This is a genomic window from Enterobacter sp. 200527-13, from assembly GCF_027924865.1.
Classification (GTDB): Bacteria; Pseudomonadota; Gammaproteobacteria; order Enterobacterales; family Enterobacteriaceae; genus Enterobacter; species Enterobacter ludwigii.
Genome location: NZ_BSCM01000002.1, coordinates 77032 through 95059 on the forward strand (window position 1 = coordinate 77032; position 18028 = coordinate 95059).

Here is an 18028-nt window from a genome sequence, read left to right on the forward strand (position 1 = left end):
GGCTTGCCCCCGGTTTTTTTATCTGGAGGATGAATGACTGTCACGGACATCGTACTGGTTTTGTTTATTGTGGCCCTTCTGGCATATGCGATCTATGACGAGTTCATCATGCCCCGCCGCCACGGCGAAACGCTGCTCTCCCTGCCCCTTCTGCGACGCGGTCGCGTGGATGCGTTTATCTTCGCCGGTCTCATCGTCATTCTTATATACAACAACGTGACCGGTCATGGTGCAATATTAACCACATGGTTATTATGTGCGCTGGCATTAATGGCGATTTATCTGTTCTGGATCCGTGTTCCGAAAATCATTTTTAAAAGCCGCGGGTTTTTCTTCGCCAATGTATGGATAGAATATAACCGTATTAAAGAGATGAATTTATCGGAAGATGGTGTACTGGTGATGCAATTAGAGCAACGCCGGCTGCTTATTCGGGTCAAGAATATTGACGACCTGGAAAGAATATACAAACTTATGCTTAAAATTCAGTAAGTTAACCACATAGCTTTGGCTATATTCTGCGTTTATTTTGCGCACCTGATATAGCCAAAGCTATATTCCATTCTGTCATTTCTCTTATATTTATTAACGTTATTTTCACGCATAAATCTAAATGAAAATCGTTATCAACACCTTGACGAAATAATGCCGTTTCATTGTTGTTTTATATTCTCAAAATATGTTAAGGTTGCGCCCGTCGTTGGGGAGTAGCTGATTTCCTGTTCGCAGGAAATGTACGTGTCAACATACTCGTTGAAAAACGTGGCACGTACGGACCGTTTGCCGCACAGATTTGTGCAAGGCGGTCAGGCGAGACCATAGATACATCAACTGCTGTTTACTGGGGGCAGTGACGTGTCATATGGATATCTCCCGGTCTGGACGCTTTAATGAATATCTCCGCAACCCTTCTTCTTGCTTTCGGTATGTCCATGGACGCTTTTGCCGCTTCCATCGGTAAAGGTGCCTCGCTGCACAAACCCAAATTCTCTGAAGCGCTACGCACAGGCCTTATCTTTGGTGCTATCGAAACGCTGACACCGCTCATCGGCTGGGGTCTTGGTATGCTGGCAAGCCAGTTCATACTGGAGTGGAACCACTGGATCGCTTTCGTGCTGCTCGTATTTCTGGGGGGGCGAATGGTGATTGAAGGTTTTCGCGGCAATGGCGATGAGGAAGACGAGCCGCAGCACCGCCACGGTTTCTGGCTGCTGGTGACCACCGCCATCGCCACCAGTCTCGACGCCATGGCCGTCGGTGTGGGCCTGGCATTCCTGCAGGTCAATATTATTGCGACCGCGCTGGCCATTGGTTGTGCCACGCTGATTATGTCGACGCTGGGAATGATGGTTGGGCGGTTTATTGGCCCTCTGCTGGGCAAACGCGCCGAGATCCTGGGCGGTATCGTGCTGATTGGCATTGGTGCCCAGATCCTCTGGGCACACTTCGCCGGTTAATCTTCACGCTGCCAGCAGTGGATACTGAAATCTGTCTGGCAGCGAAACGTTGTTTGCTCCGCTAAGGTTTCCCACACGTCCGGTTTTGCCCGCCATGCAAATGGCGTCATCTGCAACAACGCTACAGCTTCTTCCCCTGCCAGGTTCATCTCGTAGGCCAGCGTCTGCTCCTGCTTCAGCGTAAAGCCCGCCAGTTGCTCAGAATGTGGCGCATGCAGCCGAACATCATCATAGATAAGCCCTTTGAGCTCCATCAGATGTCGGGGACCTGGCGTGACGGTAATGACCCATCCGCCCGGTTTGATAACGCGTGCCAGCTCCTGCGCCTTACAGGGCGCATAGATGCGGATAACCGCATCCATGCTGGCATCGTCAAACGGCAGTCGGTGGCTCGATGCCACGCAGAACGTCACGCCGGAGTAGCGTTTTGCCGCCGCGCGGATAGCCACTTTGGAAACATCCAGACCAAATGTCTGCGCGCCCTTCTCTTGTGCAACCTCAGCAAACCGCGCGGTGTAATACCCTTCCCCGCAGCCAATATCCAGCACGCCTGCTGCACTGTCAGTCAGATTATCTTCCAGCAATTGCGCGACGGCCTCTCTGAGTGGCTGATAGTGCCCGGCGTCGAGAAATGCCCGGCGTGCCTGCATCATCTCAGCACTGTCACCCGGATCGCGCGAGCGCTTATGCTGCACCGGCAGAAGATTCACGTAGCCTTCTTTCGCCATATCAAACTGATGTCCCTGCGGACAGGCATAACTTTTTTCTGATCGCGTCAGACGCGCGTGGCAAAGGGGACAACTGAAGGGCATGGCAACTCCGGGGCGTAAATCAAAGGGCGAAGTGTACCGCTATTCGCCCCGGTATAAAACGCCTGGGTTAACGCATGACGATAAGGTGCGAGGAATCAGGCGCCAGACCATCGGGTTTGACGTTCTCAAGACGCAATACGTTACCCATAATCTCGCTGAATACCGGTGCGGAGACGGCGCCGCCATAGTACGCCCCGTTTTGAGGATCGTTAATCACGACCACCAGCGCAAAACGCGGATCGCTGGCAGGCGCGACGCCCGCGGTATAGGCGACATATTTATCGACATATTTGCCGCTGTCATCGATTTTCTTCGCCGTACCGGTTTTCACCGCCACACGGTAATCACGCACCGCAGCCTTAACGCCGCCCCCGCCCGGCAGCGCAACGCTCTCCATCATATGCTCGACCTGATGAGCAATCTCTTCCGGCATGACTCTGTGCCCGATAACGGGCGGATCGATACGGGTAATTGAGAGGGGTCGTTCCAGCCCGAAGCCGCCGATGGTGGCATAGACGTGCGCCAGCTGGAGGGGGGTAACCATCAGACCATAGCCAAAGGCGAAGGTCGCTCTGTCGAGCTGGCTCCAGTATTTACGCTGGGGTAACAGACCGGCGCTCTCGCCGGTTAAGCCAAGCCCGGTGTTTGTACCAAAACCAAAGTTCCGGTAGGTATCAATCAGGTGCTGAACAGGCATCGCCAGCGAGAGGCGAGATACGCCGGTGTCGCTCGATTTTTGCAGGATCCCGGTCATCGAGAGTTCAGGGTAGTAACCCACATCCCGAATGCGGTGCCCGTCAAGCATATACGGATGGGTGTCAATGACGCTGTCAGGCTGCACCAGCCCCTGTTGCAATGCCGTCATCAGCACAAGCGGCTTCACGGTTGAACCTGGCTCGAACGTATCGCTGATGGCACGGTTACGAAAATCGTCTATTGTCGCGCCCTGGCGGTTATTGGGGTTGAAATCCGGATAGCTCGCCATCGCGAGGATTTCACCGGTGGGGATATTAATGAGCACTGATGCCCCCGACTCCGCCTTGTTCCAGGCCACTGCGTTATCTAGCGCATCTTCGGTGATGGTTTGCAGGCGCTCATCAATACTGAGCTGAATATTGTGCGCAGGCACCGGCGCGACTTCCGTCAGATTCTCCACCACGCGACCGTAACGGTCTTCTCTGACCTGGCGGACGCCCGGCTTGCCTGTTAGCTGGTTGTTGAAACTTTTCTCCACCCCCTCAATACCCTGACCGTCAATATTGGTGAAACCAATCAGGTTTGCCGCCACATGCCCGGCAGGATAAAAACGGCGTGATTCATCGCGTAAATTGATACCCGGCAAATTCAGCTTATCGATCCATTTTGCCTGAGCAGGATCCACCTGCCGGGCAAGGTAGATGAACCTCCCCTGTGGATTCGCGTTTATCCGTGATGACAGGGTGTTCAGGGAGAGATGTAACGCATTCGCCAGCGCCTGCCAGCGATCGTCAAAGCCCACGCCCCCTTTTGCCAGCACCGTTTTTGGGTCGGCCCACACGGCCCTGACCGGGACACTGACCGCCAGCGGCCGGCCCTCACGATCCATGATCATTCCACGGGGAGCATCAATCGGCAGTTCGCGCAGCGATCGCATATCCTCCTGCTTGACCAGGTTGTCAGGTTTAATAATTTGCAGCCAGGCAACGCGGCCCAGCAAAAACGCCAGACTGCAAAAAATGGCTAAACAGAGCAGCGCAAAACGCGCCGGCGTGAAATTGCCGGCGGTCGTTATCATTTTCTTCTTCACCTGAACCCCAGGACTGTTAAACAACGCCCTGATTTAACGGGAAAAGACGGCCGGAGGGAGGGAAAACAGTGCTACTAACCTCGTAGCTTTGCAACAAGTTACTAACAAGAGCGGGGATGGTAATATTTTGAAAGATAAGGCACATAAAAAAGCCCCGCTATATGCGAGGCTTTATGTCTGAGAGTGAAGTACTACGTGCTTCAGTCAGCAGTGGTTCGATCAGATAGCAGTTACGTTAACTGCAGCTGGGCCTTTCTGGCCGTCCTGAATTTCGAACTCAACGTTCTGGCCTTCAGCCAGAGTTTTGAAGCCGTTACCCTGGATTGCAGAGAAGTGTACGAACACATCTTTGCTGCCGTCAGCAGGAGTAATGAAACCAAAACCTTTAGACTCGTTGAACCACTTAACTTGACCTTTAATCTTTGCCATTTGCAAAATTCCTTAGAGTGTTTTCTTAGCCCGCAGGCATTACTGAGATAAAACTGAGACATTACTGCATGAGGCACTAATATAAGGTTCGGCAGAGAAGCGGTATTCAACGACAACGTGTTTACTCAGGACTTCTTTACTGAAAATGCCACACATAAACAGAACTGTACCTCGTTTGACCCAAAACGTGTTATCACACACTATGTTTAATATGGCAAGCCATTTTTAAACATGTCTCGATCCGCCGCACAAATTCGAACTGTGCCGGTATGCTTTTGCACAATTATGCGCATGACATATGGACAGCCCTGCTCACTTACACAGACTCGCCGTTGCTTTCACAACCGCTGTTATCTAAGACTTTTTTAACATAGCTCAATCATTCCAGTGCGTCCAGCAACCCGCTAAGAAAAAACCCCTACATTGATTGAGTTAGAACAATTTGTGAAAACTTATGCTTAAATCATTGTAACGCCCCTGTATTGTTACAGTGGAAATACAATGTTAATCCTTCACGCTAAACTGTATTAAAAAGCACCAGCTAATAAAGAATGTTATGCACCAAAATAATGAAATTTTTATGACTCTGCATCAAAACAAGGCAAGCAAAACGTTTCGATAAAAATAAAACATTCTTTAGACCTTAGACATACAGAATATATGCAACAATCCAGCGCTTCGTTTATAAGGATAAATATTCACCAATTTTCAGTATCCTGAAGGAATTATTAACCGGTGCTAAATTATCGAGGACTGCAGTTAACTCTCGCACGGGGTCATCAAGCGATTCATCAGCCAGTTCAAACACGCCCCAGTGAATGGGAAACGCCAGTGGGCATCCCAACTGTTGCCACAACGCAACGGCAGATTGCGGATCCATATGATGTATGGCCATGAACCACCGTGGTGCATAAGCGCCAACGGGCAACGCCGCGGCGTCAATTTTACCCAGCCTTTCCGGTATCCGCAGCAGTTCAGGTGAATAGCCCGTGTCGCCGCTGAACCAGAAACGATGATGCCGCCCTTCAAACACCCAGCCACACCACAGGGAGCGATTGCGGTTCCAGAACGTGCGCATACTCCAGTGCTGCGCCGGTACGGCGGACAGCGTTATCCCCTGCCAGGTGAAACTCTGCCACCAGTCGAGCTCAACAATGCGTCTTGCCCCCCGGCGGCGAAACCAGTCTCCCAGACCTAAGGGAACAAACAGAGTGACGTCGGGGAAGCGTTTAAGGATCCGGCGAATGGTCGCGTCATCCAGATGATCGTAATGATTATGGGAAATAACCACTGCATCGAGCTGCTGGAGCTGTTCGACAGACAGAGCGGGAGGCGTTTTACGTTGTGGTCCGAGGAAAGGTAAGGGAGAGGCGCGGCGAGAAAAAACGGGGTCGGTCAGCAGGGTGTTGCCATCAATGTGCAACAACAGGCTTGCGTGTCCGAGCCACCATACCCCATTTTCCTGCGGCTGCTTAAGCGTTGCCGGCTGCCACCACTGGCGGATAAAGTCCTCATATCCGTTTGCCGGGGGGCGGGGTAAGCCAGCTTCTTTGCGCGCTTTTCGCCAGCGATCAACGTCACCGGGCTGATGCCCGACGGGGTCAGTATTACGAAAACCGTTCGGTGTGTGATGTTTCAGGGAGGGGTCATACCAGGGATTTTTCCAGACCACAGCCACCTCCCGGATAAGACAAATTAACGCTCAGCCACCAGGCGGATAAAGTCATCCTGCTCAGTGTTGTCTTCAGCAACCGCGTCTTTCGCCGACTCTTTCTCTTCTGGTTCGTTAGCCTCGCACAGACGACGTAACAGCGCATTCTGACGTTTTTGTTGGTCAAGCAGCGCTTCCAGCAGTTCGATCTGCTCGTTTGTACGGGAACTGGCACGGTTTACGAAAAACCAAATGACAAGCCCCACCAGCAGAACAACCAACGAGATCATCAGGGATGCCATATTTAGCAGCCCTGAATTCAGTAACTCACCCATTTCACCACCTCAATAAAAACGTCTATCTTACCACTGGTGCGAAGGAAGGAAATCACCTTGAGAAAAAATGCGTGTTACCACGGAATAAACTTATTGATTGCGCAAACGCCGCTAAAAAACTGTACATCCTGATCGCACATCACATTGATAGTCTGCGTCCACAACACCACACAGGCTACCAGCACAATAATCAGAATCACCCAGCGTATTTTTTTCACTCCACACTCCGTCTAAAGGCCCGATATAACCAGGTTATCACGGCTATCTTAAACAAGGACTAACTGTACCGCCATCTGGTCGTTTTCAGAATCATGCACTTGTTTCATAGAGTAAACCGTTTAGGCTTACTGCATGACAACAAAGATAAAGAGGCAATGATGCATTTAATCATTCGTACAATTATTGCACTGGCCGTAGTATGGGTTGGCCTTCTGTTAACCGGCTATGGCGTGCTTGTGGGAAGCACCGAAAACGCCGCTGGATTAGGTATTCAATGCAAATACATGACCGCGCAGGGCATGAGCACGGCACAATATATTCATTCTGACAGCGGGATCATTGGTTTAACCAACTGTCCGGTTCTGCGTAAAACATCCGTCGTCATTGATAACGGCTAATCACTCCGATTGATACTGATAAAAAACGCCGCACTGTGTGCGGCGTTTTTTGTGCCCGTAAGGATCAGAACGGGTAGTCGTTATAGCCCATTTGTTCAGAAATCTTGCGTGCGGCTGTATGGAGAATCGCCACATACTCATGCAGACGTTCTTCAGAAAAGCGCAGGGTCGGGAAAGAGATACTCAACCCGGCAATGACAACGCCAAAGCGGTCAAATACCGGCACACCGATACAGCGCAGCCCTTCTTCCTGCTCTTCGTTATCTTCGCCATACCCCTGCTCCCGTACTTTGTCGAGCACGGCCAATAACTCGTCAGTGCTGGTAATGGTGCGTTCAGTACTGCGCTTATATTCCACGCCTTCGAGGATCTGCTTCACTTCTTCGCGATCGCGCCACGCCAGCAGCACTTTGCCAATCGCGGTACTGTAAAGCGGATTACGACGACCGATGCGTGAATACATGCGCAGGTTGTACATGGAGTCGATTTTATGGATGTAGACAATGCTGTCTTCATCCAGTGCCCCCAGGTGGATAGTCTCTTTGGTCAGGCGAGAGATCTCACGCATCTGGATATCTGCGCTGCGGATCAAATCCACGTTTTGCAGCGCACGGGCCCCGAGCTCGAACAGTTTCAGCGTCAGAGAATACTTTTCAGACTCGCCTTCCTGTGCGACGTAACCCAGTGACTTCATGGTTTGCAAAAAGCGATAAACGGTGCTTTTCGACATCATCACACGCTGCGACAACTCTGTAATACCAATTTCACGCTCTTCTCCGAGCGCCTGTAAGATGCCAAACACCTTCAGCACGGAAGAAACAGAATCTGGCTGTTTATCCAAATCTGCAATTGCCATTTACCACCTCATAGAGAGTGTTTTATAAAAATCAGAACCGGTTTTTATTATAAATTCCCGTCATGTTACCTGCAATCGATCCTCGTTTACTTCGTTACAAATCTGCGACATAAAACTGAAATAACGATGCTAAAATAGTTACCCTGAGAATAATTTCACACTGAGCTTTTCATCCCTAATGGAAAAAAACCTGTCCGATGGCCTGCCTTTGCCCCAGCGGTATGGCGCTATCGCCACGATTGTTATCGGTATTTCAATGGCCGTCCTTGACGGTGCAATCGCTAACGTTGCCCTGCCAACCATTGCCAGCGACCTGCATGCCTCCCCTGCCAGTTCTATATGGATAGTCAATGCCTATCAGATAGCGATCGTGGTTTCACTGCTCTCGTTCTCTTTCCTGGGCGATATGTTCGGTTACCGACGGGTGTATCAATGCGGCCTGCTGGTGTTCACCTTTACTTCACTTTTCTGTGCCCTTTCTGATTCGCTGCATACTCTGACGCTTGCGCGTATAGCGCAGGGCTTTGGGGGGGCGGCACTGATGAGCGTCAACACGGCGTTGATCCGCTTAATCTATCCGCAGCGTCATCTGGGACGCGGTATGGGGATAAACTCGTTTATTGTCGCCGTCTCGTCTGCGGCCGGGCCAACCCTTGCGGCGGCCATACTCTCTGTCGCGTCCTGGCAGTGGTTATTCGCCATTAACGTACCGCTGGGTATTGTGGCCCTCTTCTTTGCTCTGCGCTATCTTCCCGCGAACGGTCCCAAAAGCACGATGCCACGTTTTGACCTTATCAGCGCAGTGATGAATGCCCTGACCTTTGGCCTGCTGATTACTGCCCTGAGCGGCTTTGCACAAGGTCAGTCCCTTATACTTACCGCCGCGGAGCTCATTGCGCTGCTGGTGATTGGCTTCTTCTTTGTACGCCGCCAGCTCGCGCTCCCTGTCCCTTTATTGCCTGTCGACCTGCTGCGTATTCCTCTTTTTTCTCTCTCGATTTGTACTTCTGTTTGCTCATTCTGCGCTCAGATGCTGGCCCTGGTCTCTCTGCCCTTCTTCCTGCAAAGTGTGGTGGGACGTACTGAAGTCGAGACCGGACTGCTGTTAACGCCGTGGCCACTGGCGACGATGGTAATGGCGCCGCTGGCAGGGTATTTGATTGAGCGCGTCCACGCCGGATTGCTTGGCGCGCTGGGGCTCGCGGTCATGGCTACGGGGCTGTTCGCACTCGCACTACTCCCCTCATCACCCACCGATCTGGATATCATCTGGCGCATGATCCTGTGCGGTGCAGGGTTCGGTCTGTTCCAGTCGCCTAACAACCACACCATCATCACCTCAGCGCCGCGCCATCGCAGCGGTGGTGCCAGCGGTATGTTGGGCACCGCACGTCTGCTGGGACAAAGCACCGGCGCGGCCCTGGTCGCGCTGATGTTTAATCTTGCCGGGCAAAATGGCAACCACGTTGCACTTTTCACCGCAGGCGCCCTTGCCACCCTCGCCGCCATCATCAGCGGGCTGCGCATTACCCAGCCCAGAGTACAGGCATAAAAAAAGCCGGGCGGATATCACCAGCCCGGCTCATTGCTCTTCTTAGCGTTACTTCAGGTATTCACCACTGCGCAGCGCTTCGATACGTTTATCCAGCGGCGGGTGACTCATAAACAGTTCGCTCAGCGATTTTGATTTACCGTTAATGCAGAATGCCATAATGCTGGTCGCTTCCTGCGGTTCATAGCTGGTTTTCAGACGCTGCAGCGCGGCAATCATCTTCTCACGACCAACCAGTTTCGCCGAGCCGGCATCCGCATGGAACTCACGGTGACGGGAGAACCACATGGTGATGATGCTGGCCAGAATACCGAATACCAGCTCCAGTACCGTCGCAACCGCGAAGTAGATCAGCGGGTTGCCGTTGCTCTCTTCCCCTTCATCGCGGTTCCCGCCCATAAAGCCTGCCGCGATCTGCGCCAGAATACGGGAGATGAAGATAACAAAGGTGTTCACTACGCCCTGGATCAGGGTCATGGTGACCATGTCCCCGTTCGCGATATGGCTGATTTCGTGAGCGATAACCGCTTCGGCTTCGTCACGGCTCATGTTCTGCAACAACCCGGTGCTGACGGCAACCAGAGACGCATCACGGCGGGCACCTGTGGCAAAGGCGTTAATATCTGGCGCGTGGTAAATGGCCACCTGCGGCATGGCGATACCCGCCTGCTGCGATTGCTGAGCCACAGTATTCATCAGCCACTGTTCCATATCGTTACGCGGTTGCTCAATGACTTCACCACCTACCGATTTCAGTGCCATCCATTTCGACATCAGAAGTGAAACGAATGAGCCACCAAAACCAAACAGCAGCGCCATAATCAACAGACCCTGAACGCTGCTCGACTGAATTCCTGTCAGGCTTAGCACGAGCCCGAAAACCACCATCACCGCAAGGTTGGTGAGCAGGAAGAGCGCGATTCGCATCATAATTTTCTTTTAACCTCAGTTTAACAAAGCGCACTATGCGATTACCCACATCGTATGGGTATTACGGCTATTTTCAAGCATCCATCGGGCGTAAGTCACCAGAAAGACACAACTTTACACAATTGGAAATTTGCCTGACGGGAGAATGCGGAACAAAAAGAAACAGGCACAATTTCTTGTGCCTGTTGGGGGATTATTTTGCCGGTGCGGGTTGCACGGCGGGCTTCGCCTTTTCCTGATTCGCCAGGTCAAGAGCGATATGCACCGTCTCGTCGAGGTAAGGATCCGGCTCCTGGTAATCTTTTGGCAGATCGTCCAGTTTCTTAAGCAGAGGCTTACCTTCACGCTTGAAGCGATCGTTGATACGCGCCAGACGCGTTGCATCATCTTCGTTGTTCTCTTTCTCACGCTGAGCGTAGTTGAGAGAAACAATATTCCGCTTATCTTTCAGGGCATTGAAACGAGCAATGTCCTTCATGATGTACTGGAATTCCGGATCTTTGGCGATGCGATCGTTGTGCGCTTTCAGCAGTTCAGGACCAAACTGCGTCATATCACCCGCTTTCACGTAGGTCGCGGCGTTAATGCTATCCCACGGCAATGCGTTATCTTCAAACTTCTCGCCGGTTTCAGTCTCTTCCGTGCCTGTCGGCATCATAATATCAGGCGTCACGCCTTTACGCTGCGTACTGCCACCGTTCACACGATAGAATTTCTGAATGGTGTACTGAACCGAACCCAGTGCAGGCCATTCCGGACGCAGCATCTGATCGTAGATACGATTCAGAGAACGATACTGCTGTACGGTACCTTTACCAAATGTCGGCTCACCGACAATCAGCGCACGGCCATAGTCCTGCATAGCGGCGGCAAAGATTTCAGACGCGGAAGCACTGAAGCGATCGACCAAGACCACCAGCGGGCCTTTGTAGTAGACCACACCATCATTGTCGGCATCTTCTCGTACTTTACCGTTGTTATCGCGCACCTGAACCACCGGACCAGACGGGATAAACAGCCCGGACAGTGAAACCGCTTCGGTCAGCGCCCCACCACCGTTGCTGCGCAAGTCGATGATGACGCTGCTCACGTTCTGCTTTTCAAGCTTCTGCAGTTGGACTTTTACATCATCAGTCAGCCCAACGTAGAAGCCCGGGATATCCAGAACACCCACCTTCTCTTTACCCACGGTCTTCACCGACATTTTCACCGCGCGGTCTTCCAGGCGGATACGCTCACGCGTCAGGGTAACGATACGGGTTTTGGTGCCTTTACCGGCTGGCAGAATTTCAAGGCGAACTTTGCTGCCTTTCGGGCCTTTGATCAGCGCAACCACATCATCCAGACGCCAGCCGATCACATCGACCATGTTCTGTCCGGTTTGGCCCACACCAACAATGCGATCGCCTACGCTTATCGCTTTGCTTTTCGACGCCGGGCCACCGGCGACCATTGAGTTGATCACGGTGTAATCATCGTCCATCTGCAGCACCGCACCGATACCTTCCAGAGACAGGCTCATTTCGGTATTAAACTGTTCGGTATTGCGAGGCGAGAGATAATTGGTATGCGGATCGATTTCGTGAGCGAAAGCAGTCATCGCCAGTGAGAAAACATCTTCACTGTTGGTCTGAGCCAGACGACGAATAGCGAATTTGTAACGGCGCGTCAGCGTGTCACGGATCTCTTTTTCATCTTTGCCGGTCAGCTTAAGGCTCAGCTCGTCGTATTTTACTTTTCCATCCCACAGCGCATTCAGCTCGGCTTCGTCTTTCGGCCAGGGCGCTTTGCTGCGGTCCAGATTAAAGGTGTCGTTGCCGGTGAAGTCCATCGGACGTTCCAGCACTTTCAGCGCATACTGATAGCGTTCAAAGCGGCGCTTTTGCGACAGGTTATAGAGATCGTAGAACAGATCCAGCTTGCCTGAACGCAACTCGTCACCCACCCCTGATTTACGCTTAGCGAACTGCTCGACATCGCTGGCGAGCAGTACGTTATGGCTGTAATCCAGCAAGTTCAGATAGCGGTCAAAGATTTTGGCCGAAAAGGCCTGATCGAGATCGAACTGACGATAGTGCGAACGGGTGAAGCGTGAGGTCACACGCTCACTCACCGTCGCGTGCTGCGTCTCTTCCTTGAGGACCGGAATTTGATCAACACGCGTGATATCGTCCACTGCGAAAGCATGGCCTGTTATAGCAAACAGGCCCGCCAACGCGGTGAGCTTAAAAAAAGTGTTCATGCCAGGCTTGGCCTCCGTTTCAGAACAACAAGTGTTCTGCGCGTACAATCATTGACATACCAGAAGTCAGCTGTACACGAACGCCATCTTTGGTGATTTCCAGTACGGTGGCGTCCATTGCGTTGTTACCCGCTTTCACCTTCAGTGCCTGACCCACGCTCAGGGCGTTAATGTCAGAAACCGGCGTATGGCGCGGCTCTTCACGAGGGGCGCGCGGGGCTTTAGCTGCTGGTTTGTCAGCACGCGGTTTTCGATCGTTATTATCGTTACGACGCGGCGCTGGGCGTGGTTTACGCTCACGACGAGGCGCTTCTTCCTGGCCGTTTGCCGCTGCGGCTTCGCGTTTTTTCGCTTGCTGTTCTGCACGTTGTGCCTGAACGCGTGCTTTGGCTTCTTCCAGCTGTTTACGTGCGTGCTCAACGTGCTGCTCGTCCAGCTCACCACAAGGGTTGCCGTCAAGATCAACACGCGTCGCGCCCGCTTTGATACCGTACAGGTAACGCCAGCTCGAAGTATAAAGACGTAAGGCGGAACGAAGCTGAGTTTTGCTGAGGTTCATTTCCCCCTCAACGCGTGCCACCAGATCCTGAAAAATACCGACTTTCAGGGGACGAGCTTCACCTTCAGCACTGAAGCACTGTGGGAAACGCTCGGCCAGAAATGCGATAACTTCTTTACTGCTATTCAACTTAGGTTGATTTTCCATGAAATTTCCTGATTACAACGGACGTTGCCAACAAGCGCAGGCATGAACAGGCGTCATTATAATGACGCTATCAGTAAATGCTACGTTATCCGTTGATTATCCTGCTACGCTCGCAAAGAATTTTTGATAATCGGTTGCGGCGAGAACGTTTTCGAGGTTCGCCACCAGCTCGCGCAGCCCTTGTTCGTCCTCGGTTGTGAAGCGACTGAAGACCGTGCTGTCGATATCCAGAACGCCAATAATCTGATTTTTTACCACCAGAGGCAGAACGATTTCAGAATTACTGGCTGCGTCACAGGCAATGTGTCCGTCAAACGCATGGACGTCTTCGACGCGCTGTACCTGATTAGTCGCGACCGCTGTACCACAAACGCCGCGTCCTACGGGAATACGCACGCAGGCAATTTTCCCCTGGAACGGGCCAAGCACCAGCGTTTTACCTTCCAGAAGGTAAAAGCCGGCCCAGTTAACGTCTGATAGCCGTTCAAACAGCAATGCGCTAGTATTTGCCAGAGTGGCTAAGAAGCTGGTCTCACCCGCCATCAATGCCTTAAAATCGCGGTTAAGATCCGCGTAGAATTCTGTTTTGTTCATTATTCAATCACTTAGTTGTCTTACAAAATTACCGCATAGCCTATTAAAATAAGCATTAAATGCGCTCATGCTCAAGATGAATCCGTTCATGAGTTAATATAACGTTCAACAATACTTATTTGTGCGCAGCTGATGGCCTTAAAAACAACCAAAATTACGCCGACAAAAAAGATAACTGTCCATACGGTAAGCGAAGCTTTGCCTCGTGCACATTATCAGCGTTGCCCGCAGTGCGATACGCTTTTTATGTTGCCGAAGATGAAATCGCATGAAAGTGCTTTTTGCCCCCGCTGCGACGCTAAAATTCGCGACGGCCGCGACTGGTCGCTGACCCGTCTCGCCGCGATGGCCATCACCATGCTGCTTCTTATGCCGTTTGCCTGGGGCGAACCGCTGCTGAAGCTGTACCTGCTTGGTGTGCGTATTGATGCCAACGTACTGCAGGGGATCTGGCAGATGACGCGCCAGGGCGACCCGCTCACCGCCGCCATGGTGCTGTTCTGTACGGTCGGCGCGCCGCTGGTGCTGGTCGCCGCCATTGCCTATCTTTGGTTTGGTAACATTCTGGGGATGAATCTCCGCCCCGTGTTGCTGATGCTGGACAAACTGAAAGAGTGGGTCATGCTGGATATCTACCTGGTGGGCGTCGGCGTGGCGTCCATAAAAGTCCAGGACTATGCATTCTTGCAGCCCGGGGTCGGACTCTTTGCATTTATTTGTCTGGTCTTGCTCAGCATCCTCACACTCATTCATCTGAACGTCGAACAGCTCTGGGAACGCTTTTACCCTCAGCGCCCGGCCACGCGACCGGATGAAAGTCTCCGGGTCTGTCTGGGGTGTCACTATACTGGCTTGCCCGACCCACGTGGCCGTTGCCCGCGGTGTCATATTCCCCTGAGACTGCGGCGCAATAACAGTCTGCAAAAATGCTGGGCCGCGCTGATTGCCTCGCTGGTCTTTTTGATCCCGGCCAATATGCTGCCGATTTCCATCATTTACGTGAATGGTGGGCGCCAGGAGGATACCATCCTCTCCGGGATCATCTCCCTCGCCCACAGCAACGTGGGGGTGGCGGCAATTGTGTTTATCGCCAGTATTCTGGTGCCGTTTACCAAAGTGGTGGTGATGTTTACCCTGCTCCTGAGTATTCACTTCAAATGTGAGCAAGGTTTACGTACCCGAATTCTGCTTTTGCGATTCGTCACCTGGATTGGCCGCTGGTCGATGTTGGATCTGTTCGTGATTTCGTTGATGATGTCGCTGATCAATCGCGACCAGTTATTGGCTTTTACAATGGGACCCGCAGCTTTTTATTTCGGCTCCGCGGTGATATTGACTATTCTTGCTGTGGAATGGCTGGATAGCCGCTTACTTTGGGATGCACATGAGTCAGGAAACGCCCGCTTCGCCGACTGAAGCGAGAATTAAAACAAAACGCCGCATTTCTCCATTCTGGTTGCTGCCTGTCATCGCCCTGATGATTGCAGGCTGGCTTATCTGGACGAGCTATGAAGATCGCGGAAGCACCATCACCATTGACTTCCAGTCTGCCGACGGCATTGTGGCCGGGCGAACCCCTGTCCGCTTCCAGGGGGTTGAAGTGGGTACCGTTCAGGACATCAGCCTTGGAAAAGGGCTGAATAAAATTCAGGTCCGCGCCAGCATTAAGTCCGATATGCAGGATGCGCTGCGCAGCGAAACGCAGTTCTGGCTGGTAACGCCTAAGGCCTCTCTGGCGGGTGTTTCAGGGCTGGATGCACTGGTTGGCGGTAACTACATCGGCATGATGCCGGGTAAAGGTGAACCGCAGGATCACTTTGTTGCGCTGGATACCCAACCAAAATACCGACTGAATAACGGCGATCTGATGATCCATCTGCAGGCACCGGATTTGGGTTCCCTCAACAGTGGCTCACTGGTTTATTACCGTAAAATTCCGGTAGGTCGTGTTTATGATTACGCCATCAACCCGAATAAACAGGGCGTGACGATTGATGTGTTAATCGATCGCCGCTTCACTAACCTGGTGAAAAAAGGCAGCCGTTTCTGGAACGTCTCCGGCGTGGATGCTGACCTCAGCCTGAGCGGTGCCAAAGTGAAGCTCGAGAGCCTGGCCGCACTGGTCAACGGTGCCGTTGCCTTCGACTCTCCGGAAAACTCCAGCCCGGCCACGGCAGATGATACCTTCGGACTGTATGCTGACCTGGCGCACAGCCAGCGCGGCGTGATCGTCAAACTCGCCCTGCCCGACGCTAAAGGGCTGAAAGCGGGTTCCACACCGCTTATGTATCAGGGATTGCAGGTTGGGCAGCTCACCAAAATGACGCTCAATCCAGGCGGTTCCGTGACCGGTGAGATGACCGTCGACCCGAGCGTGGTTGATCTCCTGCGTGAAAAAACGCGTATCGAGATGCGCAGCCCAAAACTGTCTCTGAACGATACCAGCCTGAGCAATCTTCTGACCGGCAATACGTTTGAACTGATCCCCGGTGAAGGTCAACCCAGCAACAGTTTCGTTGTTGCGCCGGCAGATAAAGCGCTACTTCAAAAACCGGGCGTCGTAACGGTAAAACTGACCGCGCCTGAAAGTTACGGTATCGAAGCCGGCCAGCCGCTGATTCTGCATGGCGTCCAGGTGGGCCAGGTGCTGGAGCGTACGCTCTCTGAAAACGGCGTGAGCTTCTCGGTGGCTATCGATCCGCAATACAGCGACCTCGTGCATGGCGACAGTAAATTCGTGGTGAACAGCCGCGTCGACGTCAAGGTTGGCCTCGACGGCGTTGAGTTCCTCGGTGCCAGCGCCAGCGAATGGGTTAACGGCGGGATCCGCATTTTACCGGGCAATAAAGGCCCGGTGCGCGACAGTTATCCGCTGTATGCCAACCTGGACAAAGCGATTGAAAACAGCATGAGCGATCTCCCAACCACGACACTGACGCTAAGCGCCGAGACGCTTCCTGATGTCCAGGCTGGCTCCGTTGTGCTGTACCGTAAGTTTGAGGTCGGGGAAGTGATTGCCGTACGCCCTCATGCGGACGCGTTTGATATCGAACTGCATATCAAACCGGAGTATCGCAAGTTGCTGACCCCGAATAGCGTGTTCTGGGCCGAAGGTGGTGCGAAAGTGCAGCTTAACGGTAACGGACTGACCGTGCAGGCCTCCCCGCTTTCACGTGCGCTGCGCGGAGCGATCAGCTTCGATAACCTCAGCGGTGCGGGTGCAAACCTGCGCAAAGGCGATAAGCGTATTCTCTTCCCGTCTGAAACCGCGGCCCGTGCCGTTGGCGGACAGATTACCCTGCATGCTTTTGATGCAGGGAAGCTGGCGGAAGGGATGCCCATCCGTTATCTGGGTATTGATATCGGGCAGATCCAGAAGCTGACGCTTATCACCGCGCGTAACGAGGTGCAGGCCACCGCCGTGCTCTACCCGGAATATGTTCAAACCTTCGCCCGCTCAGGCTCCCGCTTCTCGGTGGTGACGCCACAGATTTCGGCCGCTGGCGTTGAGCACCTCGACACTATCCTGCAGCCTTATATCAACGTCGAACCCGGTAAAGGGAATGCTCGCCGTGACTTTGAACTGCAGGAAGCCACGATCACTGACTCTCGCTATCTGGATGGCCTGAGCATTGTGGTGGAAGTGCCGGAAGCAGGCTCGCTGAACATCGGCACACCGGTGCTGTTCCGCGGGATTGAGGTGGGCACAGTGACGGGCCTGACGCTCGGTACGCTCTCTGACCGCGTGATGGTGGCATTACGCATCAGCGATCGTTACCAGCACCTGGTGCGTAATAACTCGGTGTTCTGGCTGGCCTCCGGCTATTCACTGGACTTCGGTCTGACGGGCGGGGTGGTGAAAACCGGCACCTTCAACCAGTTCATTCGTGGCGGTATTGCTTTCGCTACACCACCGGGGACGCCGCTGGCGCCGAAAGCGCAACCGGGCAAACACTTCCTGCTGCTCGAAAGCGAGCCGAAAGAGTGGCGTGAATGGGGCACTGCCCTGCCGCGTTAATCTCAGGGCTCCGGTGTCAACGCACCGGAGCCTTTATGTTACA

18 protein-coding genes and 1 riboswitch are annotated in these 18028 nt (G+C 52.9%); of the genes, 6 read left to right on the forward strand and 12 right to left on the reverse strand.

The window, feature by feature from the left end; all coding sequences use genetic code 11:
- Positions 1–33 precede the first annotated feature (33 nt).
- Positions 34–492, forward strand: coding sequence for a DUF986 family protein (locus QMG44_RS09605; RefSeq protein WP_086532372.1), 459 nt, complete (start codon positions 34–36; stop codon positions 490–492).
- Positions 493–690: 198 nt separating this feature from the next.
- Positions 691–880: riboswitch (yybP-ykoY riboswitch) on the forward strand.
- Positions 881–890: 10 nt separating this feature from the next.
- Positions 891–1457, forward strand: a complete 567-nt coding sequence (gene mntP, locus QMG44_RS09610) for a manganese efflux pump MntP (protein WP_014170601.1) — start codon at positions 891–893, stop codon at positions 1455–1457.
- Here mntP and rlmA read toward each other — a convergent pair.
- From rlmA to mgrB, 7 genes are all read right to left on the reverse strand, one after another.
- Complete coding sequence (gene rlmA / locus QMG44_RS09615) at positions 1454–2269, reverse strand: 23S rRNA (guanine(745)-N(1))-methyltransferase (protein ID WP_086532371.1); 816 nt, start codon at positions 2267–2269, stop codon at positions 1454–1456. The two genes, mntP and rlmA, sit on opposite strands and share 4 nt — an antisense overlap.
- A 67-nt stretch (positions 2270–2336) precedes the next feature.
- On the reverse strand, positions 2337–4043 hold the full coding sequence (gene ftsI, locus QMG44_RS09620) for a peptidoglycan glycosyltransferase FtsI (protein ID WP_074172492.1): 1707 nt from the start codon (positions 4041–4043) through the stop codon (positions 2337–2339).
- A gap of 231 nt (positions 4044–4274) precedes the next feature.
- On the reverse strand, positions 4275–4484 hold the full coding sequence (gene cspE, locus QMG44_RS09625; RefSeq protein ID WP_001062678.1) for a transcription antiterminator/RNA stability regulator CspE: 210 nt from the start codon (positions 4482–4484) through the stop codon (positions 4275–4277).
- Between the two features lie 39 nt (positions 4485–4523).
- Entirely contained in the window at positions 4524–4640 is a 117-nt protein-coding gene (locus tag QMG44_RS09630; RefSeq protein WP_032611517.1) for a DUF2627 domain-containing protein, read from the reverse strand.
- A 526-nt stretch (positions 4641–5166) separates the two neighbouring features.
- Positions 5167–6156: an MBL fold metallo-hydrolase gene (locus QMG44_RS09635; protein WP_086532370.1), complete on the reverse strand. Its 990-nt coding sequence runs from the start codon at positions 6154–6156 to the stop codon at positions 5167–5169.
- A gap of 23 nt (positions 6157–6179) precedes the next feature.
- Complete coding sequence (locus QMG44_RS09640) at positions 6180–6470, reverse strand: YebO family protein (protein ID WP_014170605.1); 291 nt, start codon at positions 6468–6470, stop codon at positions 6180–6182.
- Positions 6471–6544: 74 nt separating this feature from the next.
- Entirely contained in the window at positions 6545–6688 is a 144-nt protein-coding gene (mgrB, locus tag QMG44_RS09645; RefSeq protein ID WP_014170606.1) for a PhoP/PhoQ regulator MgrB, read from the reverse strand.
- Positions 6689–6847: 159 nt separating this feature from the next.
- On the opposite strand from mgrB, the gene QMG44_RS09650 reads away from it, so the two are divergent.
- A complete protein-coding gene (locus QMG44_RS09650; protein ID WP_020883418.1) occupies positions 6848–7087 on the forward strand; it encodes a YobH family protein in 240 nt (79 codons plus the stop codon).
- Positions 7088–7151: 64 nt separating this feature from the next.
- On the opposite strand, the gene kdgR is transcribed toward QMG44_RS09650, so the two are convergent.
- Positions 7152–7943 (reverse strand): DNA-binding transcriptional regulator KdgR, encoded by a 792-nt coding sequence (kdgR, locus tag QMG44_RS09655; protein ID WP_014170608.1) that lies wholly within the window; start codon positions 7941–7943, stop codon positions 7152–7154.
- A gap of 178 nt (positions 7944–8121) precedes the next feature.
- On the opposite strand from kdgR, the gene QMG44_RS09660 reads away from it, so the two are divergent.
- On the forward strand, positions 8122–9495 hold the full coding sequence (locus QMG44_RS09660) for an MFS transporter (RefSeq protein ID WP_063858486.1): 1374 nt from the start codon (positions 8122–8124) through the stop codon (positions 9493–9495).
- A gap of 48 nt (positions 9496–9543) precedes the next feature.
- Here the strand turns inward: QMG44_RS09660 and htpX are convergent, their stop codons facing one another.
- From htpX to QMG44_RS09680, 4 genes are all read right to left on the reverse strand, one after another.
- Complete coding sequence (htpX, locus tag QMG44_RS09665; protein WP_014170610.1) at positions 9544–10425, reverse strand: protease HtpX; 882 nt, start codon at positions 10423–10425, stop codon at positions 9544–9546.
- 193 nt (positions 10426–10618) lie between these two features.
- Complete coding sequence (prc, locus tag QMG44_RS09670; RefSeq protein ID WP_020883416.1) at positions 10619–12667, reverse strand: carboxy terminal-processing peptidase; 2049 nt, start codon at positions 12665–12667, stop codon at positions 10619–10621.
- A 19-nt stretch (positions 12668–12686) separates the two neighbouring features.
- Complete coding sequence (gene proQ, locus QMG44_RS09675) at positions 12687–13373, reverse strand: RNA chaperone ProQ (RefSeq protein ID WP_014170612.1); 687 nt, start codon at positions 13371–13373, stop codon at positions 12687–12689.
- A gap of 96 nt (positions 13374–13469) precedes the next feature.
- Complete coding sequence (locus tag QMG44_RS09680) at positions 13470–13967, reverse strand: GAF domain-containing protein (RefSeq protein ID WP_086532369.1); 498 nt, start codon at positions 13965–13967, stop codon at positions 13470–13472.
- 132 nt (positions 13968–14099) lie between these two features.
- On the opposite strand from QMG44_RS09680, the gene yebS reads away from it, so the two are divergent.
- Positions 14100–15383 (forward strand): membrane integrity lipid transport subunit YebS, encoded by a 1284-nt coding sequence (gene yebS, locus QMG44_RS09685; RefSeq protein ID WP_020883415.1) that lies wholly within the window; start codon positions 14100–14102, stop codon positions 15381–15383.
- Positions 15352–17985, forward strand: coding sequence for a PqiB family protein (locus tag QMG44_RS09690; RefSeq protein ID WP_020883414.1), 2634 nt, complete (start codon positions 15352–15354; stop codon positions 17983–17985). Before yebS ends, QMG44_RS09690 begins: the two co-directional genes overlap by 32 nt.
- The last annotated feature ends 43 nt before the right edge of the window (positions 17986–18028 follow it).

Excerpts from the sequence above, each read along its gene's own strand:
- proQ (WP_014170612.1), bottom strand. The coding sequence starts at position 13,373 with ATGGAAAATCAACCTAAGTTGAATAGCAGTAAAGAAGTTATCGCATTT.
- htpX (WP_014170610.1), bottom strand. The coding sequence starts at position 10,425 with ATGATGCGAATCGCGCTCTTCCTGCTCACCAACCTTGCGGTGATGGTG.
- QMG44_RS09650 (WP_020883418.1), top strand. The coding sequence starts at position 6,848 with ATGCATTTAATCATTCGTACAATTATTGCACTGGCCGTAGTATGGGTT.
- QMG44_RS09605 (WP_086532372.1), top strand. The coding sequence starts at position 34 with ATGACTGTCACGGACATCGTACTGGTTTTGTTTATTGTGGCCCTTCTG.
- kdgR (WP_014170608.1), bottom strand. The coding sequence starts at position 7,943 with ATGGCAATTGCAGATTTGGATAAACAGCCAGATTCTGTTTCTTCCGTG.
- prc (WP_020883416.1), bottom strand. The coding sequence starts at position 12,667 with ATGAACACTTTTTTTAAGCTCACCGCGTTGGCGGGCCTGTTTGCTATA.
- QMG44_RS09690 (WP_020883414.1), top strand. The coding sequence starts at position 15,352 with ATGAGTCAGGAAACGCCCGCTTCGCCGACTGAAGCGAGAATTAAAACA.
- QMG44_RS09630 (WP_032611517.1), bottom strand. The coding sequence starts at position 4,640 with ATGTGTGGCATTTTCAGTAAAGAAGTCCTGAGTAAACACGTTGTCGTT.
- QMG44_RS09680 (WP_086532369.1), bottom strand. The coding sequence starts at position 13,967 with ATGAACAAAACAGAATTCTACGCGGATCTTAACCGCGATTTTAAGGCA.
- rlmA (WP_086532371.1), bottom strand. The coding sequence starts at position 2,269 with ATGCCCTTCAGTTGTCCCCTTTGCCACGCGCGTCTGACGCGATCAGAA.
- ftsI (WP_074172492.1), bottom strand. The coding sequence starts at position 4,043 with ATGATAACGACCGCCGGCAATTTCACGCCGGCGCGTTTTGCGCTGCTC.
- QMG44_RS09660 (WP_063858486.1), top strand. The coding sequence starts at position 8,122 with ATGGAAAAAAACCTGTCCGATGGCCTGCCTTTGCCCCAGCGGTATGGC.
- yebS (WP_020883415.1), top strand. The coding sequence starts at position 14,100 with ATGGCCTTAAAAACAACCAAAATTACGCCGACAAAAAAGATAACTGTC.
- mntP (WP_014170601.1), top strand. The coding sequence starts at position 891 with ATGAATATCTCCGCAACCCTTCTTCTTGCTTTCGGTATGTCCATGGAC.
- QMG44_RS09640 (WP_014170605.1), bottom strand. The coding sequence starts at position 6,470 with ATGGGTGAGTTACTGAATTCAGGGCTGCTAAATATGGCATCCCTGATG.
- cspE (WP_001062678.1), bottom strand. The coding sequence starts at position 4,484 with ATGGCAAAGATTAAAGGTCAAGTTAAGTGGTTCAACGAGTCTAAAGGT.